The sequence below is a fragment of the Halioglobus maricola genome, from assembly GCF_009388985.1.
Classification (GTDB): domain Bacteria; phylum Pseudomonadota; class Gammaproteobacteria; order Pseudomonadales; family Halieaceae; genus Halioglobus; species Halioglobus maricola.
The window spans coordinates 3,393,455-3,416,484 of the sequence record NZ_CP036422.1; the positions used below are offsets into that span (position 1 = coordinate 3,393,455).

The 23,030-nt window shown below is 58.6% G+C and carries 24 protein-coding genes; 13 read left to right on the forward strand and 11 right to left on the reverse strand.

Going from position 1 to position 23,030, the window contains the following annotated elements; all coding sequences use genetic code 11:
* Positions 1 to 906, reverse strand: a complete 906-nt coding sequence (locus EY643_RS15320; RefSeq protein ID WP_153240049.1) for a LysR family transcriptional regulator — start codon at positions 904 to 906, stop codon at positions 1 to 3.
* Positions 907 to 1,034: 128 nt separating this feature from the next.
* On the opposite strand from EY643_RS15320, the gene EY643_RS15325 reads away from it, so the two are divergent.
* The 4 genes from EY643_RS15325 to EY643_RS15340 are packed head-to-tail and all read left to right on the forward strand — an operon-like array spanning position 1,035 to position 5,529.
* Entirely contained in the window at positions 1,035 to 1,736 is a 702-nt protein-coding gene (locus EY643_RS15325; protein ID WP_153240050.1) for a CoA transferase subunit A, read from the forward strand.
* Between the two features lie 11 nt (positions 1,737 to 1,747).
* A complete protein-coding gene (locus EY643_RS15330) occupies positions 1,748 to 2,404 on the forward strand; it encodes a 3-oxoacid CoA-transferase subunit B (RefSeq protein ID WP_153240051.1) in 657 nt (218 codons plus the stop codon).
* A 12-nt stretch (positions 2,405 to 2,416) separates the two neighbouring features.
* On the forward strand, positions 2,417 to 3,604 hold the full coding sequence (locus EY643_RS15335) for an acetyl-CoA C-acyltransferase family protein (protein WP_153240052.1): 1,188 nt from the start codon (positions 2,417 to 2,419) through the stop codon (positions 3,602 to 3,604).
* Positions 3,605 to 3,642: 38 nt separating this feature from the next.
* On the forward strand, positions 3,643 to 5,529 hold the full coding sequence (locus EY643_RS15340) for an ATP-binding cassette domain-containing protein (RefSeq protein WP_153240053.1): 1,887 nt from the start codon (positions 3,643 to 3,645) through the stop codon (positions 5,527 to 5,529).
* A gap of 20 nt (positions 5,530 to 5,549) precedes the next feature.
* Here EY643_RS15340 and EY643_RS15345 read toward each other — a convergent pair whose 3' ends face one another.
* The 3 genes from EY643_RS15345 to pepD are packed head-to-tail and all read right to left on the reverse strand — an operon-like array spanning position 5,550 to position 8,831.
* Positions 5,550 to 6,158, reverse strand: a complete 609-nt coding sequence (locus EY643_RS15345; RefSeq protein ID WP_153240054.1) for a cadmium resistance transporter — start codon at positions 6,156 to 6,158, stop codon at positions 5,550 to 5,552.
* A gap of 25 nt (positions 6,159 to 6,183) precedes the next feature.
* Positions 6,184 to 7,371 (reverse strand): amino acid aminotransferase, encoded by a 1,188-nt coding sequence (locus EY643_RS15350; protein WP_153240055.1) that lies wholly within the window; start codon positions 7,369 to 7,371, stop codon positions 6,184 to 6,186.
* 17 nt (positions 7,372 to 7,388) lie between these two features.
* Positions 7,389 to 8,831: a beta-Ala-His dipeptidase gene (gene pepD, locus EY643_RS15355; protein WP_153240056.1), complete on the reverse strand. Its 1,443-nt coding sequence runs from the start codon at positions 8,829 to 8,831 to the stop codon at positions 7,389 to 7,391.
* A 159-nt stretch (positions 8,832 to 8,990) separates the two neighbouring features.
* On the opposite strand from pepD, the gene EY643_RS15360 reads away from it, so the two are divergent.
* The gene (locus EY643_RS15360) at positions 8,991 to 9,176 is read left to right on the forward strand and encodes a hypothetical protein (protein ID WP_153240057.1); all 186 of its coding nucleotides are present in this window, start codon (positions 8,991 to 8,993) and stop codon (positions 9,174 to 9,176) included.
* Positions 9,177 to 9,275: 99 nt separating this feature from the next.
* On the opposite strand, the gene EY643_RS15365 is transcribed toward EY643_RS15360, so the two are convergent.
* Positions 9,276 to 10,103, reverse strand: a complete 828-nt coding sequence (locus EY643_RS15365) for an alpha/beta hydrolase (RefSeq protein WP_153240058.1) — start codon at positions 10,101 to 10,103, stop codon at positions 9,276 to 9,278.
* 146 nt (positions 10,104 to 10,249) lie between these two features.
* Between EY643_RS15365 and cmoA the strand changes: the two genes are divergently transcribed.
* Positions 10,250 to 10,990 (forward strand): carboxy-S-adenosyl-L-methionine synthase CmoA, encoded by a 741-nt coding sequence (cmoA, locus tag EY643_RS15370; protein ID WP_153240059.1) that lies wholly within the window; start codon positions 10,250 to 10,252, stop codon positions 10,988 to 10,990.
* On the forward strand, positions 10,987 to 11,973 hold the full coding sequence (gene cmoB, locus EY643_RS15375) for a tRNA 5-methoxyuridine(34)/uridine 5-oxyacetic acid(34) synthase CmoB (RefSeq protein WP_153240060.1): 987 nt from the start codon (positions 10,987 to 10,989) through the stop codon (positions 11,971 to 11,973). The genes cmoA and cmoB overlap by 4 nt, the downstream gene beginning before the upstream one ends.
* A 40-nt stretch (positions 11,974 to 12,013) precedes the next feature.
* Here cmoB and EY643_RS15380 read toward each other — a convergent pair whose 3' ends face one another.
* Positions 12,014 to 13,591, reverse strand: a complete 1,578-nt coding sequence (locus EY643_RS15380; protein ID WP_153240061.1) for a peptide chain release factor 3 — start codon at positions 13,589 to 13,591, stop codon at positions 12,014 to 12,016.
* Positions 13,592 to 13,740: 149 nt separating this feature from the next.
* Here EY643_RS15380 and EY643_RS15385 point away from each other — a divergent pair, with 149 nt between their 5' ends.
* The 6 genes from EY643_RS15385 to EY643_RS15410 all read left to right on the forward strand — a co-directional run bounded on the left by EY643_RS15385 (position 13,741) and on the right by EY643_RS15410 (position 19,062).
* Positions 13,741 to 14,073, forward strand: a complete 333-nt coding sequence (locus EY643_RS15385) for a hypothetical protein (protein WP_153240062.1) — start codon at positions 13,741 to 13,743, stop codon at positions 14,071 to 14,073.
* Between the two features lie 138 nt (positions 14,074 to 14,211).
* Positions 14,212 to 14,544, forward strand: a complete 333-nt coding sequence (locus EY643_RS15390) for a hypothetical protein (protein WP_153240063.1) — start codon at positions 14,212 to 14,214, stop codon at positions 14,542 to 14,544.
* Between the two features lie 82 nt (positions 14,545 to 14,626).
* Entirely contained in the window at positions 14,627 to 15,250 is a 624-nt protein-coding gene (locus EY643_RS15395) for an NAD(P)H-dependent oxidoreductase (protein ID WP_153240064.1), read from the forward strand.
* Entirely contained in the window at positions 15,247 to 17,193 is a 1,947-nt protein-coding gene (locus EY643_RS15400; protein ID WP_153240065.1) for a monovalent cation:proton antiporter-2 (CPA2) family protein, read from the forward strand. Before EY643_RS15395 ends, EY643_RS15400 begins: the two co-directional genes overlap by 4 nt.
* A gap of 62 nt (positions 17,194 to 17,255) precedes the next feature.
* Positions 17,256 to 18,539, forward strand: coding sequence for an ATP-binding protein (locus tag EY643_RS15405; RefSeq protein ID WP_153240066.1), 1,284 nt, complete (start codon positions 17,256 to 17,258; stop codon positions 18,537 to 18,539).
* Positions 18,532 to 19,062, forward strand: a complete 531-nt coding sequence (locus EY643_RS15410) for a response regulator transcription factor (RefSeq protein ID WP_153240067.1) — start codon at positions 18,532 to 18,534, stop codon at positions 19,060 to 19,062. Before EY643_RS15405 ends, EY643_RS15410 begins: the two co-directional genes overlap by 8 nt.
* Here EY643_RS15410 and lipB read toward each other — a convergent pair.
* The 5 genes from lipB to mltB form a co-directional block, all read right to left on the reverse strand.
* Positions 19,059 to 19,673, reverse strand: a complete 615-nt coding sequence (lipB, locus tag EY643_RS15415) for a lipoyl(octanoyl) transferase LipB (RefSeq protein ID WP_153240068.1) — start codon at positions 19,671 to 19,673, stop codon at positions 19,059 to 19,061. The genes EY643_RS15410 and lipB overlap by 4 nt on opposite strands.
* A complete protein-coding gene (locus tag EY643_RS15420) occupies positions 19,673 to 19,942 on the reverse strand; it encodes a YbeD family protein (protein WP_153240069.1) in 270 nt (89 codons plus the stop codon). Before EY643_RS15420 ends, lipB begins: the two co-directional genes overlap by 1 nt.
* Before the next feature lie 2 nt (positions 19,943 to 19,944).
* Positions 19,945 to 21,105, reverse strand: a complete 1,161-nt coding sequence (locus EY643_RS15425; protein ID WP_153240070.1) for a D-alanyl-D-alanine carboxypeptidase family protein — start codon at positions 21,103 to 21,105, stop codon at positions 19,945 to 19,947.
* Between the two features lie 79 nt (positions 21,106 to 21,184).
* Positions 21,185 to 22,018: a septal ring lytic transglycosylase RlpA family protein gene (locus EY643_RS15430; RefSeq protein ID WP_240732732.1), complete on the reverse strand. Its 834-nt coding sequence runs from the start codon at positions 22,016 to 22,018 to the stop codon at positions 21,185 to 21,187.
* Positions 22,015 to 23,007: a lytic murein transglycosylase B gene (gene mltB, locus EY643_RS15435; RefSeq protein ID WP_153240071.1), complete on the reverse strand. Its 993-nt coding sequence runs from the start codon at positions 23,005 to 23,007 to the stop codon at positions 22,015 to 22,017. Before mltB ends, EY643_RS15430 begins: the two co-directional genes overlap by 4 nt.
* Positions 23,008 to 23,030 lie beyond the last annotated feature (23 nt).

A 23,030-nucleotide genomic window follows, 5' to 3' on the forward strand; every position in this document is an offset into this window, starting at 1 on the left:
TCAGCGGGGCGCTTCCGGAGGTACACACTGCACCACGATGTCGAACATAGCCTGGGCAGCAACAGACAGGGGATACCGGCGGCGTGTGATGACGCCCACCTCCCGCGTCACCACCGGTGCGCTGATGGGGCGGACTTCCGCCCCCATTTCCAACACCTGGGATGAGCTCAGGGATGGCACGACACTGACTCCCAGGTTCTCGGCCACCATACGCCCGACACTCACCAGCTGATGCGCCTCAAAGGCCGGCGTCAGCACAATGCCCTTCTCCCGCAACATGCCATCGATCAGCAGGCGCACACTGGAGGGGCGCTGCAGGGTGATGTAGCTGTGCTTTTGCAGGTCGCGCCAGCGCAAACCCCGCTCCAGCGCCAATAGCGGATGGCCCGGCGGCAGTACCGCGACCAGGCGGTCCGTGAACAGTGGGTGAAATTCCAGGTCTGAGGCTTCGCCGGGTTCGAAAGTCACCCCCAGCTCCACCCTGCCCTCTCGGACCATATCAACGACCTGCTCGGCGACCACGTCGTGCACGGTGACGTTGATGTCAGGATAGTCGCCGTGGAAGCGCTTCAGCAGGCCGGGCAGCAAGCTAGAGGTGAAGGTGGGCATCGCGGCGACATCCAGCTTACCCCGACGCAGGGCAAACAGATTGTGAACGTCATCCAGAGCCTGCTCCCAATCAGCCAGCAACCTCCTTGCGACGGGGTAGAGCGCCTCTCCCTCAGGCGTCAGTGCCACCACCCGGGTAGAGCGGGCAAAGAGCTTGCCGCCCACCTCGTCTTCGAGCTTGCGAATAGCGATACTCAGTGCCGGCTGTGACAAGTGCACCAGAGCGCAGGCCTCAGCGAAACTCTGGCAGCGCGCCACGGCCACAAAAGCCTGCATTTGCTTGACTGAAACATTCATTAATATTTCTTATTAATTCTTCAAATATTTATATTTGTTAAATGTAGCGAGCTCATGCAGTCTTGGCAATCCCGGCCGCGCACCCCAGCACCCGACCCACCCGCTGCGGGCAATCAAAGGAGAACAACATGTCCGGTTTTGACAAAGTGGTAGGCAGCTATGAAGAAGCCATGGCTGGCCTCGAGGACAATATGACGGTGATCGCCGGCGGGTTTGGCCTGTGCGGCATCCCGGAAAACCTGATCAAGGAAATCAAGCGCAAGGGCACCACCGGTCTGACCGTGGTTTCCAACAATGCTGGCGTGGATGGCAAGGGTTTGGGCCTGCTGCTGGAGGATAAGCAAATCCGCAAAATGGTCTCCTCCTATGTCGGCGAAAACGCCCTGTTCGAACAACAGATGATGAGCGGCGAGCTTGAAGTTGAACTAACGCCTCAAGGCACTCTGGCCGAGAAAATGCGCGCAGGCGGTGCAGGTATTCCAGCATTCTTTACCGCTACTGGCTACGGCACACCCGTGGGCGAGGGCAAGGAAGTGCGCGAATTCGACGGGCGTCACTACATCCTCGAAGAATCCATTGTGGGCGACTTCTCCATTGGCAAGGCCTGGAAGGCCGACCGCTATGGCAATCTCGTGTTTCGCAAAACCGCGCGCAACTTTAACCCAGGCGCCATCACCGCTGGCAAAATCGCCGTGGTTGAGGTGGAGGAAATCGTGGAACCCGGCGAGCTGGACCCGGACGAGATCCACTTGCCCGGTATCTACGTGAACAGGTTGATCAAAGGCTCCTTTGAGAAAGCTATCGAACAGCGCACTGTGCGCAGCGCCTGAGGAGAGACAACATGGCACTGACAAGAGAACAACTGGCCCAGCGTGTTTCCCAGGAATTCCAGGATGGTTTTTACGTCAACCTGGGCATCGGCATTCCCACCCTGGCCGCCAACTATATTCCCGACGGCATGGAGGTCATGCTGCAATCTGAAAACGGACTGCTGGGCATGGGCCCCTTCCCGACCGACGACGAAGTCGACCCAGACCTGATCAATGCCGGCAAGCAAACTGTCACCATGGCGACAGGCGCAGCGCTGTTCGACTCCGCCGAATCCTTCGCCATGATTCGCGGGGGTCACGTGGATCTGACAGTGCTCGGCGCTTTCGAAGTAGATGCTCAGGGCAATATCGCGTCCTATATGATTCCCGGCAAGCTCATCAAGGGCATGGGCGGCGCCATGGACCTCGTAGCGGGCGCCGACAATATCATCGTGGTAATGACCCACGCCTCCAAGCACGGTGACTCGAAATTGCTCAGTGAATGCACCCTGCCCCTGACGGGCAAGGGTTGCATCAAGCGGGTTCTCACCGACCTCGCTCTACTGGACATTGAAGACGGGAAATTTATACTCCGCGAGCGTGCTCCAGGCGTGAGCGTGGAAGATATCGCATCACTGACTGAAGGGGAGTTAGTCATCCCCGACCACGTACCCGAAATGCAGCTGTAACAGGATAGAATCATGAGCAAAAGAGAAGTAGTTGTACTGAGCGGCGTGCGCAGCGCCATCGCAGATTTTGGCGGCAGTCTCAAGGATGTGGCCCCCACCGAAGTCGCCGGCCAGGTCGTTGCTGAGGCAGTGAGCCGCTCAGGCCTGGATCCCTCAGACATAGGCCACGTGGTCATCGGCAACGTCACCCATTCCGATCGGCGTGACATGTATATGAGTCGCACAGCGGCCCTCAAGGGCGGCCTGCCGGTTGAAACACCTGCTCTCACCGTTAACCGTCTGTGTGGTTCCGGCCTGCAATCGGTGATCTCCGCCGCCCAGATGATCCTTCTGGATGACTGTGACGCTGCCGTTGCCGGCGGAGCTGAATCCATGAGCCGCGTGCCTTACTGGCTTCCCAACGCCCGCTTTGGCGCGCGTATGGGTGACGGCCAAATGGTCGATGCCATGATGGGCGCCCTCACCTGCCCCATGGGAGACACCCACATGGGCATCACCGCGGAAAACCTGGCGGAAAAATATGCCGTGAGCCGCGAAGAACAGGACGCACTCGCCGTTGAGAGCCACCGCCGCGCCCAGCAGGCACAGGAAGAAGGCCGCTTTGACAGCCAGATCCTGCCCATTGAGATCAAGACCCGCAAGGGTACCGTGGTGTTCGACAAAGACGAGCACGTGCGCAACGACTGCAAGACCGAGGACATGGAGCGTCTGCGCGCCGCCTTCAAAAAAGACGGCACTGTCACCGCAGGCAACGCCTCCGGCCTGAACGATGGCGCTGCCGCCGTGGTCCTGATGGAGCGCAGTGCCGCCGAGGCCAAAGGCCTCAAGCCGATGGCCCGCATGGTCGGTTATTCTGTCGCGGCGGTTGACCCCGCGATCATGGGCATTGGCCCGGCACCGGCGGTGCGCAAGCTCATGGAAAAAACCGGCGTAGCGATCGAGGACATCGACATCTGGGAATGCAACGAAGCGTTTGCCGCCCAGGCCCTGTCGGTCGTCAAGGAACTCGACCTGGACCCCGCCAAGGTGAACCCCAACGGCTCCGGCATCAGCCTGGGCCATCCTATTGGTGCCACAGGCTCCATGCTCACAGTGAAGGCCCTTTACGAACTGGAGCGCAGCGGCGCCCGCTACGCGGTCGTCACCATGTGCATCGGCGGCGGACAAGGTATCGCTGCACTGTTCGAACGCTGCGAGTAATCATGTAGAATCCGCGTCCTCTCGACGCGGATTCTCACATGCCACAACTCACACTCTCAAAAGCCAGCCTGCACTACGGCACCCACGTTCTGCTGGACGAGGTGGAACTGTCCATCGACGCCGGCGACAAACTGGGCCTGCTCGGGCGCAATGGCGCCGGAAAAACCACCCTGCTCAAAGTTCTGGCGGGCGAACAACCACTGGACTCAGGTGAGCGCTGGCTGCGGCCCGGCACCAAGATGGCTCGACTGCACCAGGAACTGCCTGCGGCTGACGATCTCACGGTCTACGACGTCGTCGCGGCGGGCCTGGCCGAGGTCGGCGAGCTGATCGCCAGTTACCACCACGCCGTACTGGAAGGCGATATGGAGACCCTGGCACGCGTTCAGGACAAACTGGAAGCCAAAGACGGCTGGAGCCTGCAACAGAAGATCGAAACCACCATTACCCAGTTGCAACTGCCTGCCGATGCCACAATGGGCGAACTCTCCGGCGGCTGGCGTCGACGCGTCGCCCTGGCCCAGGCGCTGGTATGTGAGCCGGACATCCTGCTGCTGGACGAGCCCACCAACCACCTCGATATTCCCGCCATCGCCTGGCTGGAAGAACAGCTGCGCAACTACCGCGGCAGCCTGATCCTGATTACCCACGACCGCCGCTTCCTGCAGAACGTGGTGAACTGCATCGCCGAACTGGATCGCGGACACCTCAGCGTTTGGCGCGGTGATTATCGCGGCTTTCTGCGCCATCGAGAGCATGAACTCGCCGCAGAGGAACGCGCCAATGAGTTATTCGACAAGAAGCTGGCCCAGGAAGAAGTCTGGATTCGCCAGGGCATCAAGGCCCGCCGCACACGCAACGAAGGCCGGGTGCGTGCCCTCAAGGAAATGCGCAACGAGCGCGCCCAGCGCCGTGAGCGCCAGGGCGCTGCCGGTTTCAGCGTCGAAGACGCAAGCCGCTCTGGAAAGATAGTGGCGGAGCTGCAGCATGTGGGCCACGCCTATGGCTCCAAGACCTTGCTCCACGACTTCAGTACAGTCCTCCAGCGGGGCGATCGCATTGGCATCGTAGGCCCCAATGGCGCCGGTAAATCCACCCTGGTGAAGATTCTGCTGGGGGAACTACTGCCAGACCAGGGCGACGTAAAACTGGGCACCAAGTTGGAAATTGCCTACTCCGACCAGCTTAGAGGTCACCTGGATCCAGAGAAAGACCTGATCGACAACGTCTGCGGTGGACGTGATTTCATTGAGATAGACGGCAAGCGTAAACACGCCATTTCCTATCTCGGCGACTTCCTGTTCTCACCTGACCGAGTACGCACCCCGGTAAAAGCCCTGTCGGGCGGCGAACAGAACCGCGCCGTACTGGCACGCCTGTTCAGCAAGCCCGCCAACATGCTGGTGCTCGACGAGCCCACCAACGACCTCGATATCGAAACCCTGGAACTGTTGGAAGAAATTCTGCTTAAGTTTGAAGGCACCGTACTTCTGGTGAGCCACGACCGCGAATTCATGGACAACGTGGTCACCAGCCTGTTTGTGCTCGAAGGCGACGGCGTGGTGAACGAACAGGCAGGCGGCTACAGCGACTGGGAAGCCCGCGGCGGCAAGCTGCGCGAAATGGGGCAGCAGGCGGCAAGCGCTGCGGCGCCCACTGAAAAACCCCAGACGGCTCCCGCTGCCGCGACAGAGCCCGCGCCAGTCAAGCGCAAACTGTCCTACAAAGACCAGCGTGAGCTCGATGCACTACCGGAACTGATTGATGAGCTTGAAACCAGACAGGCCGGACTTGAAGAGCAAACTGCAGCTGCGGATTTCTATCAGCGGGATCATACTGCGGTGCAGGAAGTTTTGGATGCACTCGCCGCTGTGCAGGGAGAGCTTGACCAGGCAATGGAACGCTGGGCCGAGCTGGAGGACTGAGCGCCGCTAACTATGCGGTTTCACAGGCCGTCGGTCGCAGTGTCGAGGAAAATATAGAGCCCGACCGCAATGACGATCCACGGCACGACCTTCACACCCCAGCGCTCCACCGTCACCGCGAGAGAGCGCTGCTGGCCAATTTTCCAGGCCAGTCCAGACCAAAGCACAGCACACAACAGATAACTGGTAATCAGGGTCAATTCACCAGCTGGATTGGTATCAGCTAACAGCGGCATTAACACCAGTAGACTGTCCGTGCTGTTTGCAAGCATCAGCACTAGCGTCGCAATCAGAGGACCGGCACCCGGTGCGATCATCGCTTCGCCGGACTCCGCTCCCTCAACCGATGGTCTTTTGCTGCCCGAATAGAGCATATGAAGTCCAAGCCCTATCGGCACAAGACCAAAGTACCCGACCAGCCCGGCGTCAAGAACTCTACCAACGGCAATACCCAGCAGTGAGACAAGAACCACCAACAGTACGGCGCTTAAAAAACCCAGCAGCACCGCGAACTTTTTGCGGGGAAAGGCCCCCTGCAGCAGAACCAGCAGCAGCAGATTATCTGTATTGGTGGCCACAAAGCTGCTGGCCGCAAGACCGATCAAGCTTAGCTCGCCAGAATAGCTCATCTAAATTCAGGCTAGGACTGAACAATCAAAGAACAGCAGCGACCGACGTCGCGAAGTGATCGATATTATTGTCGTTTACACCGGCGATATTGATTCTCGATGAATTCAGTAAATACACCGAGTATTCCTCACGCAGGCGAACAGCCTGCTCCGCCGAGAGGCCTAGGAATGAAAACATGCCTTTCTCTTTCTCGATAAAAGCAAAGTCACGGCCCGTCGAAACTTCCAACTTCTCGCGAATAGCTTTGCGCAAGCCGTTAATACGCCCGCACATCTCTACCAGTTCCGTGCGCCACAACTTATCGAGACTTTCGTCCGACAGAATGCGGCCGGCAATCAATGCGCCATGGGATGGTGGCATCGAGTACACACGTCGGGCGGCAACCAACGCCTGACTGACAAGCGCCTCGGCACTGTCCTGATTTTTAGCCACAAACACGGTAGCCCCGGTTCGCTCCCGGTACAGGCCCATATTCTTGGAGCAGGATGCCGCGACAATCATCTCGGGCACACGCTCCGCCAGCAGGCGCAGGCCAGCAGCATCCTGATCCAGGCCATCTCCCAGGCCCTGGTAGGCGATATCGACAAAGGGCAGGAAACCTTGCTGTTCTGCCATGTCGGCTATCACACCCCACTGCTCGAGCGTGAGGTCGGCGCCGCATGGGTTATGACAACAGCCGTGAAAAAGCACTACGTCATCGGCAGTGGCGTTCTTGAGGTCTTCCACCATGGCGTCGAAATTGACGCCGTGGGTCTCGGGGTCGTAGTAGCGATAGCTCTTGAATTCCAGACCGACGCTGCCCAAAAGGGGAATGTGCACAGGCCAGGTCGGATCGCTGACCCAGACCCTGGCACCGGGGTTGGCCGCATTCACGATCTCCGCACCAATGCGCAGGGCGCCACAGCCACCAGGGGCCTGCACGCTGCTGACACGACCACCAGCCAATGCCGGATGAGCCGCCCCGAACAACAGGCGCTGCATGCCGTTGTTAAAATCGGCGTCGCCCGCAGGCGGCATGTAGGCCTTGGTGATTTCCTCCTCCGCCAGCACGGCCTGTGCTTTCTTCACGGCTTCAAACACGGGGCACACGCCTTGCTCGTCCATATAAATACCCACAGTAAGATCCACTTTGCTCGGGTGGGTATCGGCACGTGCTGCAGCGGCCAGGCCGAGAATAGGATCAGCGGGAAGACGTTCAAGTTTGTCCAACATAGGGGTATTCCTTGTAATCAAATATCAGCCAGCAGGCCTTTCAGGTACTGCCAGAATGGAGTAACGGTAGCGATCTCGAGCCGTTCGCTAGGTGAATGGGCACCGCGAATCGTGGGCCCGAAGGAGAGGATATCAACATCGGGCTTCTTGCCTTTGAGGATGCCACACTCAAGGCCGGCGTGAATGGCTTTAACTTCCGGTTTGAAATCAAAGAGCTTCTGATGCAGGGCAATGCCCTGTGCCAACAGCGGTGATTCAAAGTCAGGTTGCCAGCCGGGGTATCCCACATCCGGAGTCACTTCCAGATCGAAGGCACGCGCCAGGGCCAGTACTGACTGCTGCAAGGGCAGCGACTGTTCGTCATTGAAAAAGCGGTAACTGGATTCGAGAAATAGTTCGCCATCGGCCAGACGCAGAACCGCAAGATTAATACTCAAGTCAACCAGATCGGCTGGTTGGGCCAGGCTGTAAGACTGAGCCCCGTGCGGCCAGGCACTGATCAAGTCGAGCAGCTGCAATGAATCCACTTCATCCAGCGCCGGCTTCGCGGCCGCTGATTCCAACTGCGCCTCCACACCGAGATCCGCCTCGGGCAGGTAACTTTTCCAACGGCTTATGCAGGTATTCAATTTGTCCTGTAACAGCTTCTGTTGCCCCGCCGGGCACAGAAATTCGACATTGCCTTCCCGAGGAATCACATTGTGCGCCACACCAATATCGATGGCGCCAATACGCAGGCCGGGAACCTCTCGCAGGCATTCAGCAAGCAGTTTGACGGCGTTTGCCAACTGTTCGTGTATCTGGACGCCAGAGTGCCCTCCCGCCAGCCCACGCAAGCTGAGGCGCCAGCACTCGCTGCCCTCCAGTGCTGGCTCGGTGGAAAAAGTGCGGGCGAATTGCCAGCCGCCGCCACCGGCGCAGCCCACGTACAACTCGTTCCAGTCCTCAGTATCCAGGTTCAGCATCAGGGTGCCGCTGAGCAAAGAGGCATCGAGATTGAGCGCGCCGCCCAGCCCCGTCTCCTCATCTACGGTGAACAACAATTCCAACGGTGGATGTTCAACGCTGTTGTCGGTCATGACTGCCACTGCTGCTGCTGCACCCAGACCATTATCGGCGCCCAGTGTCGTGCGATCTGCGCAGAGCCAGCCGTCATTAACCTCAAGAACCAGCGGGTCGCTCTCGAAATCATGATCCTTGTCGGCCGTCTTAACCGTCACCATGTCCAGGTGGTTCTGAATAATGACTGTAGGACGATCCTCGCGGCCGCTACTCGCGGCGACGGAGATCACCAGGTTGCCGGCCTCATCCAACTTCCATGGATGCCCCCCCTGCTCTGCCAGATCAACCACGTACTGGCGCACTGCCTCTTCTTTCTTCGAGGGACGCGGAATCTGGCTGAACTGGTAAAAATGCTCCCACAGGTGGGCGGGTTCGACGGGATAATTGTCTGGCTTCATAGGGCAATCTGGGTGAAATATCAGGGCGAGAGATTATAGCGCCGCAGGACATTTTTCACACAATTTCACCGTATTTTTTACACCAAACAGGGGGAACAACTGGCATACACTGAAGTCGTAGAAAGACCAATAAACAGCTTTCGACTCGAAGAGTGCAAAATGAAGAGAATTGACGACGGCAAAGTTAGCCTGGTTGAATTTATGGCAGCGATCAAATTCAACCGTCGCAGCCAGCCACATAAGAGCGCCGTAAACGCGACCCGCTTCGCAGGTTTTAATCCGCGAGCGCGAGTCCAGGGCCAGCTCAACCTGGAAGAGTCCCAGCTGATTCGCAGCGCAAACTAGGCGCTGCCGCTAGCGCGGACCCCATTGCCGACCCCGGCATAGCGAGCGCGACACCTCTGTCGCGTTCAAATCACGCCCACAAGTAATCGCCGTCAACATCTAAGCCTGCCGCACCAGCGGCGCCAACCTTGCATCGCCACAGAACCGCCAGCGCCGATTTTTTGCCACCATGTGATTAGCGATAACCGCAAACACTATCGGGTTGAAGGGAAATCCGACATGGCTTGCTGCCACAGCGAGATTGGTCACGTAGTTGGGGTCGGCCTCGCAGCGCGCAATACCGGTACCGACAACGCCATCGGACTCACTGTATAGCGCCAGCACCGGCACGCGGAGCTCACCGCCGCTGTAGGTGTAATTCACCCAGTTCTGCAGCGATTCTTCTGAGACATCGCCCTCGCTGCCATTCATCCTGCTCATCACGCTGTAAATGGCTGTGCCCCTGGGATCACCATAGGGCGTACCCAGCGTAATCACCTGGCGAATCCACTCAGGAAAACGGTGGGCCAGAGCCACCGCATACAGGCCACCCAGGCTCCAGCCGATCAGGGTTATCTTGCGCCCGCTTGATTGAAATTCGCGGCCCAGCCGATGTGCAATTTCGCCCTCGATATGGGCTCGATGCTCCATGAAATCTTCCAGCGTATCGGCGCTCGCTTCAGAGGCATTCCGCCCCATACCCCAGGAAATGGCATTGTAACCACGGCCGTTGAGGAAACGCCGCAACATGGATGTAGAACCATCTGAGCCCATAAAACCCGGAATGGTCATTACCGTATGCCCATCGCCCCTGGGCAGGGAGCGCAACAGCGGGGACAGGCACAAGCTCGAGCCCGCCTCAAGCAGCACCCGGCCCAGCTCCGAAGCAGTATGACGCAACTTTGGCGGGGTGAGGTCCGGAGAAAAATGCAGCGGAAAATCGGCCATTCTCAAATTCCTGCGAGCAATTATTATGCAACCATTGTGGCCCCTTCACGGCCCATAGGACAGGGCAACCCGGGATCGCCGGTTTAAATAACTATGCTAGAATCCCGCCCTTTCGAGCAGCACCCACACAGCCAGACAGGAAGCCTGTGACTGACGCGAGAGACAATATCTACGCTAGCGCCGACCCACTGCGGGAAGCGGGCCTGTTCCGCTTTGACGACAATGTGGCGAAAGTGTTTCCAGACATGATCAAACGATCTGTTCCGGGCTACACCACAATAGTCGCCATGACCGGCCTGCTCGCCCAGCGCTACGCCAGTGCAGGGTCACGCCTGTACGACCTGGGCTGCTCCCTCGGAGCTTCTACCCTGGCGATGCGCCAGAACCTGCAAGTCTCCGACTGCCGCCTGGTAGGAGTGGACAACTCCGCTGCAATGCTTGAGCGCTGCCGCAGCATCATCGATACCGACACTCATGAGACCCGCGTCGACCTGGTCTGCGCCAGGCTGCAGGATATTGCTATCGAGGATGCCTCAGTGGTGGTACTGAACTTCACCCTACAGTTCGTACCCGTTGCTGAACGCGATGCCGTGATTCAACGCATTTACGAGGGGCTCCGCCCCGGCGGCGTCATGGTGCTATCCGAGAAGGTCACGTTCGAAGACCCGCATCTGGACGAACTGAACATCGCACTGCATCACGAATTCAAGCGGGCCAACGGATACAGCGACATGGAGATTGCGGGCAAACGCGCAGCGCTGGAAAACGTACTTTTACCGGAAACACTGGCCACGCATAAACAGCGCATCGGCGACGCCGGCTTCAGTTCCTGCGACGTCTGGTTCCAGTGTTTCAACTTCGCCTCGCTGGTTGCGCTGAAGACATGAATTACCAACCCTTGCTGGAGCGCTGGCAGGACAGCGAGATGCAGGCCTGGGCCGAACGGTTACCCAGCCAGCTGGAAAAAGGCCTGTCGCAGCAGCGCTACGGCGATCTGGCCCGCTGGCTGACGGTACTGGACAGCCTGCCTTCACTGGAAGTGAGTGAGCGTATTCTGGATCAGTCTCGTGTCGGCGCGCGTGGTTTGGCACCCCTGAACGCTGCCGCGCACGCAGACCTGAAGCAAACACTGATGGGACTGCATCCGTGGCGCAAAGGGCCGTTCGAACTCTTCGACGTGCATATCGACACCGAGTGGCGCTCTGACTGGAAATGGGACCGACTGCGCGACGGGATCGCAGATCTCGAAGGACGCCGCGTGCTGGACGTCGGCTGCGGCAGTGGCTATCACTGCTGGCGCATGGCGGGCGAAGGTGCGCGCGAAATCATCGGGATAGACCCCACGCCGCTGTTCGTTGTCCAGTTCTGGGCCCTGCAGAAATACCTGCAGCAGGATCACGTGTGGATAATACCGGCGGGCATTGAAGACGTTCCGCCCAAGCTCAAGGCGTTTGACACCGTGTTTTCAATGGGTGTGCTCTATCATCGGCGTTCGCCAATGGACCATCTGATGGAATTGCGCGATTGCCTGCGCCCCGGCGGAGAGTTGGTACTGGAGACACTGGTCATCGAGGGTGGCCCGGGCGAAGTGTTGGTGCCCCAAGGCCGGTACGCGCGCATGGGCAATGTGTGGTTCCTGCCCAGTTGCGACACCTTGCTGGGCTGGATGAAGAAGGTCGGCCTGGAGGCTCCCCGGGTTATCGATGTTAGTGACACCAGCACAGAAGAGCAGCGCAGCACTGAATGGATGACATTTCACTCGCTGGCGAACTTCCTCGATCCGGACGATGCGAGTAAATCCATTGAAGGGTATCCGGCGCCACGCCGGGCGGTAATCACCGCCAAAGTGCCGGGGAAGTGGGAAGCGTAGACTGGTCAACGCGGCCCAGGCCACGCCGACAGTCTCAAGATTAGTGCTCGCGCGTTGCGCGAAACTCCAGGTCCGGCCAGCGCTCTTCCATCAGGGAGAGATTGACCCGGGTAGGTGCGAGATAAGTGAGATGCCCGCCACCATCAACCGACAGATGCTCCGAGGCTTTCTTGCGGAACTCTTCCAGCTTGCGCGGATCATCACAGCTAATCCAGCGCGCCGTATACACGTTCACCGGCTCGTAGATCGCTTCAACTTTGTACTCGTCCTTGAGTCGGTACGCGACCACGTCGAACTGCAGTTGGCCAACCGCTCCCACGATCAGATCGGTGCTATTGATAGGGGCAAACACCTGGGTCGAACCCTCCTCCGACAATTGCTGTAGTCCTTTCTGCAGTTGCTTGGACTTCATCGGATCAGCCAGGCGTATGCGGCGGAACAACTCCGGTGCAAAGTGCGGGATACCTGTATATTGAAGGTCCTCACCGGCGGTAAACGTATCGCCAATCTGGATGGTGCCGTGGTTGTGCAGACCAATAATGTCTCCGGATACCGCTTCTTCAACCAATACCCGCTCGCCCGCCTTGAATGTGACTGCGTCGGCAATCTTCACATCTTTACCGACACGCACATGGCGCATTTTCATGCCCTTGCTGTACTTGCCCGAACACACGCGCATAAACGCAATGCGATCGCGGTGACGCGGGTCCATATTGGCCTGAATCTTGAAAACGAACCCTGAGAACTTCTCTTCCGTCGCCGGTACATTGCGAGTGACGGTGTCCCGTCCCAGCGGCGCGGGTGCCCACTGTACAAAGTCATTGAGCAGCTCGCGGACGCCGAAGTTACCCAAAGCGGTACCAAAGAATACCGGGCTCAATTTCCCCGCAAGGAAGGCGTCGAGATCGAATTGATGGCTCGCGCCACGCACCAACTCAACTTCCTCGACAAAGTCATCGTACTCGTCGTCCAGCAACGCGCGCGCTTCGTCACTGTCGAGACCGTCGATGCGCACGTCGTCGTGCAGCACAGCGCCCTGGCCCAGCTGGAAACAGTGGATGGTATCCGTATACAGGTTGTACACGCCCTTAAAAAACTTGCCCATACCAATGGGCCAGTTGATTGGCGCGCCCTGGATATCCAGCACTTCTTCGATCTCATCGAGCAGTTCAATCGGGTCACGAATATCCCTGTCCATCTTGTTGACGAAACTGAAAATAGGCGTGTCTCGGAGGCGGCACACTTTCATCAGCTTGATGGTCCGATCTTCTACACCCTTGGCGCCGTCAATCACCATCAACGCCGAGTCTACGGCCGTTAGCGTACGGTAGGTATCCTCTGAGAAATCCTCGTGCCCAGGTGTATCCAGCAGGTTTACGGTGCGCTCATCATAGGGAAACTGCATCACTGACGAAGTGACAGAAATGCCCCGCTCCTGCTCCATGCTCATCCAGTCCGAAGTAGCATGAGGGCCCTTCTTACCCTTTACGGTACCCGCCACTTGAATAGCACTGCCCCATAGCAGGAGCTTCTCCGTGATCGTTGTTTTACCGGCGTCCGGGTGCGAGATGATCGCGAAGGTACGGCGCGCGGCGATATCTGTGCCGAGGTCTGACATGAAGTTATCCGGGGGGAAAAGCGCGGATTTTAACTGAATTTGGCACTTTGACCACCATCCCGCTGTGAATAGTCACAAGTAGGAACTGTCTCATGGCGCACAGGGGTCGATTGTGGGATATTGCACGCGACCGTATTTCGGAGGAAATTATGAGGTATTCCCCAGTTTTACTGGTAGCTTTTGCACTCTTTGCCAATGCTCAGACCACCACCACTTCACGCGCTGATTACTGCACCAGCATATCCAGTTATGCAGAGCGTATCATGCTGGCCCGACAGGCTGGCCAACCCAAGGAAAGCCAGCTGCAAAGCCTGGCGCTCTACTTTACTCAGGAATCTGAGCAAGCCGCGGCGGCCGAGTTAATCGACGAAGCCTGGAAAGGCAAGCAAGCGAGCACCGAGCGGCGCCAGCAGATCAAAACCAACCGTTTCCGCGAGAATGTTGAGGAAGATTGCCTGAAGAACAAAATTTTCCCGAATTAGCGCCATAGCCGGCAAATTTGCCGATATTGTTAACAAAGTCACGAAAAAATATCGCCAAAAACCGCATACAGGATGGCATCCATGGCCCCTGTGTGGAATATTCGAAGTGCAATAAAAAATAATAACGTTGGAGGAAAAATGAAATATTTCCCCATTGTATTTCTTGCCATCTCGGTATGCGCACCTGTCGGAGCGATGGCAGATGATCGCGCGGACTACTGCGCCGGTATAGCCGAATACTCGCAGCAACTCATGTTCATCCGCCAGATGGGCCAATCCATGGAGAGCCAGATGCGGAGTGCGCTCTATAAATTCGATACAGAAGCCGAGCAGACCGCCGCCCAGGCCCTGGTCCAGGAAGCCTGGGCCGTGGAGCTCAACAGCACATCCAAGAAACAACAAAAACAGATCAAGAGATTTGGAGAGTCCACCGAAGAAGCTTGCCTGGCAGGTAAAATTTTCCCCCTCTGAACCCGCGTCCTAAAGCAGGAGCGCACGGCACGCGGATTTGCGCTATCTTTCTGGCTATCACTGACGGGAGACCCATACCGCCATGACGGACCGCGGCAAACGCATCCTCATCTTATTCGCCCACCCATCGCCGGACAGATCAGAAGTCAACGTTCCGCTGGCAGAGACTTCCACAGAGCACTCTGCCGTGACGTTCGTCGACTTGTATCGTGAGTATCCAGACCTGCGCATCGACATAGATCGCGAACAGCAGCAGCTGCGAGAACATGACGTCATCGTGTTCATGTTCCCCCTGTACTGGTACTCCACGCCCGCCATTCTCAAGGAGTGGCAGGACCTGGTGCTGGAATACGGGTTCGCCTACGGCGCCGAGGGCAGGGAACTGCACGGCAAGACCTTCCTCTGTGCGATCACCGCCGGGGGCACTGAGAACGCTTACCACCGCGAGGGTTTCAACCACTTCGAGGTCCGCGAATTGCTGGTACCGCTGGAAAACACAGCGGGCCTGACAGGGATGCACTACCTTCCACCCTACGTCCTGTTCGGCGCCCGCACTGCGGTGGAGGAAGGTCGCGTCAGCGAACACATTGCCGGTTGGCAGCGACTGCTCGATGCCCTGGCCGCCAACACCCTCAACCTGAAGCGGGCCGCCGGCAGCAATACACTCAACGATGAGCTCGCAGCAATCGCGGGGAGTACCGCATGACCGCGTATTTCCTGCAGGGCTTCATCTACCTGATCGCCGCTATTATTGCCGTGCCTCTGGCCAAGCGCCTGGGGCTGGGATCGGTGCTCGGATACCTCATTGCCGGCGTTATTATCGGCCCTGTGACCGGTCTGGTCGGTCAAGAAACCGTGACCATCCAACACTTCGCTGAATTTGGCGTGGTGATGATGCTGTTCCTGGTAGGCATGGAACTGGACCCAAGATCTCTGTGGGAGATGCGCAACAAGTTGCTGGGATTGGGCGGCCTGCAATTGAGCCTCACGGTAGGAGCAGTCACCGCTATCTGCCTCCTCATCGGTCTGGACTGGTCGATCGCCCTCACCATTGGCCTGGTGCTTTCCCTGTCTTCCACTGCGATTGTGCTGCAGACCTTCAGCGAAAAAGGCCTCACCAATACCGAAGGCGGCCGCAGCGCCTTCTCGGTCTTGCTGTTCCAGGACATTGCCGTCATCCCGATGCTGGCCATGCTCCCGCTACTGGCTATTCCGGAACTGGTAGAGATCGCAGCCCAACACGGCGGCGGCGAACACCATGTAGAACTCAGCCTGGTTGCACACATGCCGCCATGGGCGCACGCACTGGTGGTTATCGCTTCAGTCGTCGGCCTGATCGTTGCCGGCAGAGTACTCAGCCGACCATTGTTCCATTACGTTGCCAGCTCCGGCCTACCGGAAATATTTACCGCCACTGCACTCATGCTGGTCGTGGGAATCGCCGCCCTCATGAGCCTGGTGGGGCTCTCCCCCGCTCTGGGCACATTTCTGGCGGGTGTTGTTCTCGCCAACAGTGAGTTCAGGCATGAGTTGGAAAGCGATATAGAGCCCTTCAAAGGCTTGCTGCTGGGATTGTTCTTCATCACTGTCGGCGCCGGCATTAACTTCGCCGCGCTGCAGAGCAATCTGCTCATCGTTATCGCCGCCACGCTGGGCTTGATGGCGGTCAAAGGGCTGGTGTTACTGATTATCGCGATCATTTTCAAGATCCGCTCTTCGGCCCGCTGGCTGCTGTGCCTGAGCCTCGCGCAGGCCGGGGAGTTCGGTTTCGTACTGCTCAGCTATACCCAGCAGCATGCGGTGCTGCCGGCCGAGATCGCGCAAGTGCTGTCGCTGGTGGTCGCACTTTCCATGTTCCTGACACCGGCCCTGTTCATTTTCTTCGACAGAGTGATCACGCCTCGCTACAAAGAGACCGAGGGTGAGCGGGAACCAGACAAAATCTGCGAGTACGGCCCGGTCATCATCGCGGGCACTGGCCGCTTTGGCCAGATTGTCAACCGTATGCTGGTGGCGAACGGCATCGAAACCGTCGTGCTGGACCACAAAGCCAGTCAGATTGAGGAAATGCGCAAGATCAACATCAAGAGTTACTACGGGGACGCCACACGCACCGACCTGCTGCATGCGGCAGGTATTGAGAAAGCCTCTCTGCTGGTGGTGGCCATCGACGAGCCGCAGCGTGCACTGGAGCTGGTTGAGCAAGTGAAGAAACACCACCCCCACGTCAAGATACTTGCCCGGGCCTACGACCGGATGCAGAACTTCGCCCTGCGCCACAATGGTGCCGACGTAGTGATCAGCGAAACCTATCACTCGGCCCTCGAGATGGGAGAGGAAGCACTGCTGGCTCTAAACTATCACCCGTTCCGCGCCCAGCATCTGAAATACGCCTTCGAAGAAACAGAAGACGAAATCTCGGATGATCTCTACCTGAGTTGGCGCGACGAGGATGAGGCCAACACGTTCTCCGAACACACTCGCGATCTATTCCTCAAGCTAGAAGACAAGATACGACACGCGATGGGGCAGGACCGGGATGGCAAGCACTCCCGCAGCGAGCGAGGCTGGACCCCGCCACCGAAGAACTATCTGGACACGATTCAGGGCGATGATAATCGAGACAACAAGGGAGAGAATCAGGACTAGCCATCACAGGCTGCGACATCAGGTCGCTGCCCTGCGGGTCCGGTGCCGCGTATACTAGCGGCGTGAACCAAACGACCAACCATATCGCCAGCCCGGCACTGGAGAACCTGCGCAGCCTGCTGATCATTCGCAGCATCGCGCTGCTGGGGCAAATCGGCGTGCTCTGCTATGTGCTCTACAGCAGCCGCACCACTGAAGAACTCTGGGGCATGACCGCCAGTCTGGTCGTGCTCGGCCTGTTCACCATGCTCACGTTCTGGCGCTGCAGCAAATCGTGGCCTGTCTCCGACGGGGAATTCCTCGCACAATTACTCATCGATGTCGGCGCCTGGACTGCCCTCATGTATTTCACCGGCGGCGCCAACAACCCGTTTATCTCGTACTACATCGTACCGCTGGTCGTTTCCGCAGCGGTGCTGCCCTGGCGCCATACCTGGTTGGTCGCCGTCGCCTCGCTACTGGCTTACAGCCTGCTGCTCTATTTCTACCGGCCATTTCCCTTGTTCACGCCCCACGCCCACATGGGCCACGGCACGAATGCCAACGTTCACATCCTCGGTATGTGGTTCAACTTTCTCTTCAGCGCGGGCCTGATCACCTACTTCGTTGTGCGTATGGCCGGCCAGCTGCGGCAGCAGGAAACTCGCGCCGTGGCCCAGCGTGAAGACCAATTGCGCAATGACCAGATCATGGCGGTCGCCAGCCTTGCGGCAGGGACTGCCCACGAGCTGGGCACGCCCATGGCCACCATGACGGTACTGCTGGATGAAATGCTGGCGGACGATACCCTGTCAGCTCAGGCCAGGGAAGACTGCAAGCTACTACAGACGCAACTCCAGACATGCCGCAGCACCCTGACCGAGCTCACCCGCACTGCGGAGCTCAAGACCACCGCCGAGAGCAAGCCAATGCCGGTGGACAAATTCGTCGAGGAAAGTATTGAACGCTGGTCCGTGCGGCGCCCCACTGTGAGTTACCAAACGGTGCGACTCGGAGAGGGTTCCGCGCCATCGATACCCTACGACCCTACCCTTGCACAGGCGTTTGAAAACCTGCTCAACAATGCCGCCGACGCGGGCTCTGAACGGGTTGAAGTTAGCGTTAACTGGAGCTCTCAGCACGCGAGCATTACCGTACGGGACTGGGGCACCGGGATAAGCCCCGACCTGCTCGAGGACATCGGCAAACCGATCATTCGCGCCAGCCGCGCGGGACTGGGCATCGGCCTGCTGCTTAGCCACGCCACGGTTGAGCGCTACGGTGGCAGAGTCGAACTGCGCAACGCCGAAGATTCCGGCGCCATCGCCACTCTCACACTACCTATAGTAGATTCGAGCCATGACTGACAAAATTCTGCTGGTAGATGACGACACCACCTTCACCGCGGTGATGACGCGCGGCTTCGAACGCCGTGGTTTCACCGTGCGCAGCTGCAATAGCGGCGCCGAGGCCCTCGTCGCAGCGGCAGAATTCCAGCCCAGCCATATTCTGCTTGACCTGAACATGCCGGAAACGTCAGGCCTCGTCGTACTGCCCGAGCTACTCGCCGCCACCAATGCGGCAGAGCTGGTCGTACTGACCGGATACTCCAGCATTGCCACGGCGGTCGAAGCCACCAAACTCGGCGCGAAGAATTACCTCTGCAAACCAGCCACTCTCGATGAAATCCTCGCGGCGTTCGGTGATCAGAAAACGTCTGTCGACATTGAAGTGCCCAATGATCCAATCTCGGTCGATCGCCTGGAGTGGGAGCACATTCAGCGCGTGCTGGGCGACAACGACGGCAACGTCTCGGCAACAGCGCGCGCCCTGGGCATGCATCGCCGCACACTCCAGCGCAAATTGCAGAAACGCCCGGTCAGGCGCTAAGGGGAGAGCTTTTGTTTGAGAATCTCAATCAGGTGCCGGCCGACAGCATCCATATCAAGCGCACGATCTGGCAGTAGTTGAGCCATCGACGTCACCTGCAAGCCCTCGTAGCCGCAGGGATTGATCCGCTGGAACGGCTCCAGGTCCATATCCACATTGAGCGCAAGCCCGTGATAGCTGCGCCCCCTGCGCACTCGAAGGCCGAGCGAGGCAATCTTGTTGCCATCCACATACACGCCGGGTGCTTTCGGGTCAGGGGCTGCCTCGATACCATTCTCGGCCAATAGGTTCACAATCGCTTCTTCGATCAGGGTCACCAGGGCACGCACGCCGAGGCTGCGACGCTTGAGGTCGATGAGCAGGTAAACCACCCACTGCCCCGGGCCGTGGTAAGTCACCTGTCCTCCACGATCCACCTGGATAACCGGAATGTCCCCCGGCGCCAGCACATGCTCAGCCTTACCCGCCTGCCCCTGGGTAAAGACCCGGGGATGCTGCAGCAACCACAATTCGTCGGGGGTGTTTTCATCGCGCCCGTCGGTGAAAGCGCGCATATCGTCGAGCACTGTCTGGTAATCCGCCAGACCGAGCTCACGGGTAATGAGCTCCATCAGATAACCATCTGGACATGACCGGTGGCCATCAGGTCCTCGTGCAGCGCTCGCAGTTGGTCTTCGCCAGTGGCCGTAATAGTGACGGTCATGGCCGTAAAGGTGCCCTTGGCGCTGTCGCGAACCGTGATCGCCGCCTCGTCGAAGCCGGGCGCGTGGCGCTCAAAAACCTCGAGAATGAGCCCGCGAAACTCGCCCGAATTACGCCCGAGTACCTTGATCGGATAATCGCAAGGGAATTCTATCTTTGGGGGTTCTTGTTCGGCCATGATCAGACCTCAAACAGACTCGCAATCCACATCAGAATCATGTCCCAGATGCGGGCAAAGAAGCCTCCGGGCTCGACCGCCTGGAGCGCAACTACGGGGCCGGTGTATACCGTCTCGCCATCAAGACTCATGATGACGGTACCCACTTCATCCCCTATCGCCAGCGGCGCTTCGAGATTACTGTTGACGGCAACCTCGCTCACCAGGTGCTTCTTTTTGCCACGAGGCAGGGTAACCACTGCCTCGTCCAGAATACCTACTGGCACGTAATCGACCTGGCCTTTCCATACTCGGGGCTGATCCAACTCCTGACCCGCCTCAAACAGCGCCGTGGTCTCAAAGAAGCGGAAACCGTAGTTCAGCAGGCTGCGAGTCTCGTTCTTGCGCGCACGTGGACTGGAGGCCCCCATGACCACAGATATGAGTCGCATCCCGCGGCGTTCGGCAGATGCCACCAGGCAGTATCCCGCCTCCTTGGTGTAGCCCGTTTTCATACCGTCGACAGTTGGGTCTTCTCCCAACAGCGAGTTGCGGTTGTATTGCTTGATATCGTTATAGGTAAATTCCCGTTCCTTGTAGATCGCGTAGTGCTCCGGGTATTCCTTGATCATCGCGTTGGCCAGCGTCGCCAGGTCGCGCGCCGTTGTCACATGCTCGGGGTGTGGCAAGCCATGGGTATTGATGTAGTAGGTATCGACCATGCCGAGTTTCTCGGCGTGGCTATTCATCATCTGGGCGAAGACTTGTTCGCTACCCGCAAGGTGCTCGGCAACAGCGACGGTAGAGTCGTTGCCGCTGGAAATCATGATACCTCGCTGCAGATCGCCAATAGACACATCCTTGCCCGGTTCAATCCACATCAGGGAGGACCCGGAAAAGCGCGGGTTCTGGGACCAGGCATTCTCGCTGATCACCACCATATCGGTCTCGGAGACATTGCCCTCGGAGATCTCAGAGGCCAGCACGTAACTGGTCATCATCTTGGTGAGGCTGGCCGGGGGCAGCGGCAGGTCTGCGTTTTGCTCCGCCAGCACCTCACCACTGTCCGCGTCAATCAGGAGATAGGCCTTGGCGGCAATCTGCGGCGGCGAGGGAATAATGGTGGCGGCCTGGGCATTCAGCGTAAAGAGTGCCAGGACAAGGACCAGTGAGAGTCGCATCATAATGAGTGAACCGTGGAAGTGAATGTTGCCAAGCGGGCATGTTAACGCATGCGCCGAGCCAGCGGAAGAAAGCGCGCCTTCAGGGCAGGGGCTGGCCCTCGGTATAGCCGCCATCCCGCAGCTGTTGTTGCACCAGCGCGAGCTCTTCGCCGCTGGCTACAGGGCCAATTCTGACCCGGTAGAGTGTGCGCCCACCCGCCTCCACCGGCGCAATGAAGACCGGCGCCTGCACAAAGCCCTGTAATTTGGCCTGCAGCTCCTGCGCCGAACTCTGGGCACTGAACGCACCCAGCTGCAGGAAGCGATAGTGAGTGCCAGGTGCGCCGCGGCGGTCGTCCACGCCGGCAATATTCAACACCTCTACCTCCACCGGTGCTGTGCCCTGCTCTCTGTAACCGAGTTTGACGGCTGCGGCATAGGAGAGGTCAATCAGACGGTCGCCGTGGAACGGGCCGCGGTCATTCACCCGCACCACCACACTGCGCCCGTTGTTCAGGTTGGTCACCCTGGCATAGCTGGGCAGCGGCAAGGTCTTGTGGGCCGCCGAGGGTGCGTACAGATCGAAAATTTCGCCATTGGATGTCTTGTGGCCGTGGAACTTACTGCCATACCAGGAGGCAGTGCCCTGCTCCCGGTAGTTGCGATAGTCCGTGAGAATCTCGTACGTGACGCCGTTGACGGTGTAGGGGCTCTTGTTCCCGGCCGCAAGGATTGGGTCCGCCCGGGGCACGGCATCCTGCACATCGTCCGGGCCGATATGTTTCAGCGGTGCGGCATCCTGCTGCTGCTGGTAGCGAGTGGCCTGGTACTCATCACTGGCACTGGGTTCATAGCCGGGCTTTGAGTCGCTGCCAGAACAGGCCTGCAGCAGTGCCGCGAGCATCAGCCCCGCAGCAAGCGGGCGCCCCCTCATTCGCGCATGCCCTTGCCGATCGCCATGCTCAGTTGGTAGACCGCCATCGCGTACATGGCACTGTGGTTGTAGCGGGTAATCACATAGAAGTTGTGCAGTCCCAGCCAGTACTCCATGCTCGCCGGCTGCTCGAACTCGATGGCGATCGCCATGGCCTGAGAATCTTCGGTATCCTTGAACTGGAACCCAGCGGCAGCGAATTCACCCAGCGTGTAGCGCGGCTTGAGCTTGCGCCCGCGGCTGAGCATTTCCTCCGGAACTTCTGCCGGCGGCTCGGCCGCGAGCACAACCTTCTCTCCCGGCCGCCAGCCATGTTCGATAAAGTAGTTGGCCACGGAGCCAATGGCATCGGTCTTGTTTTCCCAGATATCGGTCTTGCCATCGCCATCAAAGTCGATCGCGTAGTGGCGATAACTACTGGGCATAAACTGACCGAAGCCCATGGCTCCCGCGTAGGAGCCCACCGGCGTCAGTGGATCCATTTGCTGGTCGCGGGTCAAGATCAGGTAATGCTTGAGTTCACTGGTGAAAAATTCCGAGCGGCGCGGGTAGTCGAAAGCCAGAGTAGAGAGAGCATCGATAACCCGGTAGCTCCCTCGAATTTTGCCGTACAGGGTTTCGACGCCGATGATGGCAACAATGATCTCGGCAGGCACGCCGGTTTCTGCCTCTGCCCGCTCCAGAGCGTCCTTGTTATCCCGATAAAACGCCTGCCCACCGGCAATTCGCTTGTCATTGAGGAAAATCTTGCGGTATTCGTGCCAGGCCTTGGTCTTCTCCGCCGGCCGGTTCATGGCCTTGATAATACTGTCCTGGCGGTGGGCATCGGCCATGATGGTCAGCAGGGCTTCGCGCTCAAAGCCCTCTTCCTCTACCAACTCGTCAACCACCGCCATCGCCGCGGGATTCGCGCCGTAGTTGTCCTCGGCCAGCGCGATGACGGGGCTCAACAGCGCGGCTGCGAGTGCGATTCTTAAAGTCTTGTACATAGTTGTATCTCGCTTTTGTGGGC

What these genes read in the sequence shown, in the direction of transcription:
- EY643_RS15430 (WP_240732732.1), bottom strand. Translation starts at nt 22,018, where the DNA reads ATGAGGGGGCGCCCGCTTGCTGCGGGGCTGATGCTCGCGGCACTGCTG.
- EY643_RS15380 (WP_153240061.1), bottom strand. Translation starts at nt 13,591, where the DNA reads ATGTCAGACCTCGGCACAGATATCGCCGCGCGCCGTACCTTCGCGATC.
- EY643_RS15425 (WP_153240070.1), bottom strand. Translation starts at nt 21,105, where the DNA reads ATGATGCGACTCTCACTGGTCCTTGTCCTGGCACTCTTTACGCTGAAT.
- EY643_RS15365 (WP_153240058.1), bottom strand. Translation starts at nt 10,103, where the DNA reads ATGGCCGATTTTCCGCTGCATTTTTCTCCGGACCTCACCCCGCCAAAG.
- EY643_RS15335 (WP_153240052.1), top strand. Translation starts at nt 2,417, where the DNA reads ATGAGCAAAAGAGAAGTAGTTGTACTGAGCGGCGTGCGCAGCGCCATC.
- EY643_RS15410 (WP_153240067.1), top strand. Translation starts at nt 18,532, where the DNA reads ATGACTGACAAAATTCTGCTGGTAGATGACGACACCACCTTCACCGCG.
- EY643_RS15400 (WP_153240065.1), top strand. Translation starts at nt 15,247, where the DNA reads ATGACCGCGTATTTCCTGCAGGGCTTCATCTACCTGATCGCCGCTATT.
- EY643_RS15385 (WP_153240062.1), top strand. Translation starts at nt 13,741, where the DNA reads ATGAGGTATTCCCCAGTTTTACTGGTAGCTTTTGCACTCTTTGCCAAT.
- EY643_RS15360 (WP_153240057.1), top strand. Translation starts at nt 8,991, where the DNA reads ATGAAGAGAATTGACGACGGCAAAGTTAGCCTGGTTGAATTTATGGCA.
- EY643_RS15325 (WP_153240050.1), top strand. Translation starts at nt 1,035, where the DNA reads ATGTCCGGTTTTGACAAAGTGGTAGGCAGCTATGAAGAAGCCATGGCT.
- EY643_RS15395 (WP_153240064.1), top strand. Translation starts at nt 14,627, where the DNA reads ATGACGGACCGCGGCAAACGCATCCTCATCTTATTCGCCCACCCATCG.
- EY643_RS15390 (WP_153240063.1), top strand. Translation starts at nt 14,212, where the DNA reads ATGAAATATTTCCCCATTGTATTTCTTGCCATCTCGGTATGCGCACCT.
- EY643_RS15345 (WP_153240054.1), bottom strand. Translation starts at nt 6,158, where the DNA reads ATGAGCTATTCTGGCGAGCTAAGCTTGATCGGTCTTGCGGCCAGCAGC.
- pepD (WP_153240056.1), bottom strand. Translation starts at nt 8,831, where the DNA reads ATGAAGCCAGACAATTATCCCGTCGAACCCGCCCACCTGTGGGAGCAT.
- EY643_RS15340 (WP_153240053.1), top strand. Translation starts at nt 3,643, where the DNA reads ATGCCACAACTCACACTCTCAAAAGCCAGCCTGCACTACGGCACCCAC.
- EY643_RS15420 (WP_153240069.1), bottom strand. Translation starts at nt 19,942, where the DNA reads ATGGCCGAACAAGAACCCCCAAAGATAGAATTCCCTTGCGATTATCCG.
- EY643_RS15320 (WP_153240049.1), bottom strand. Translation starts at nt 906, where the DNA reads ATGAATGTTTCAGTCAAGCAAATGCAGGCTTTTGTGGCCGTGGCGCGC.
- EY643_RS15350 (WP_153240055.1), bottom strand. Translation starts at nt 7,371, where the DNA reads ATGTTGGACAAACTTGAACGTCTTCCCGCTGATCCTATTCTCGGCCTG.
- lipB (WP_153240068.1), bottom strand. Translation starts at nt 19,673, where the DNA reads ATGGAGCTCATTACCCGTGAGCTCGGTCTGGCGGATTACCAGACAGTG.
- EY643_RS15330 (WP_153240051.1), top strand. Translation starts at nt 1,748, where the DNA reads ATGGCACTGACAAGAGAACAACTGGCCCAGCGTGTTTCCCAGGAATTC.
- mltB (WP_153240071.1), bottom strand. Translation starts at nt 23,007, where the DNA reads ATGTACAAGACTTTAAGAATCGCACTCGCAGCCGCGCTGTTGAGCCCC.
- cmoB (WP_153240060.1), top strand. Translation starts at nt 10,987, where the DNA reads ATGAATTACCAACCCTTGCTGGAGCGCTGGCAGGACAGCGAGATGCAG.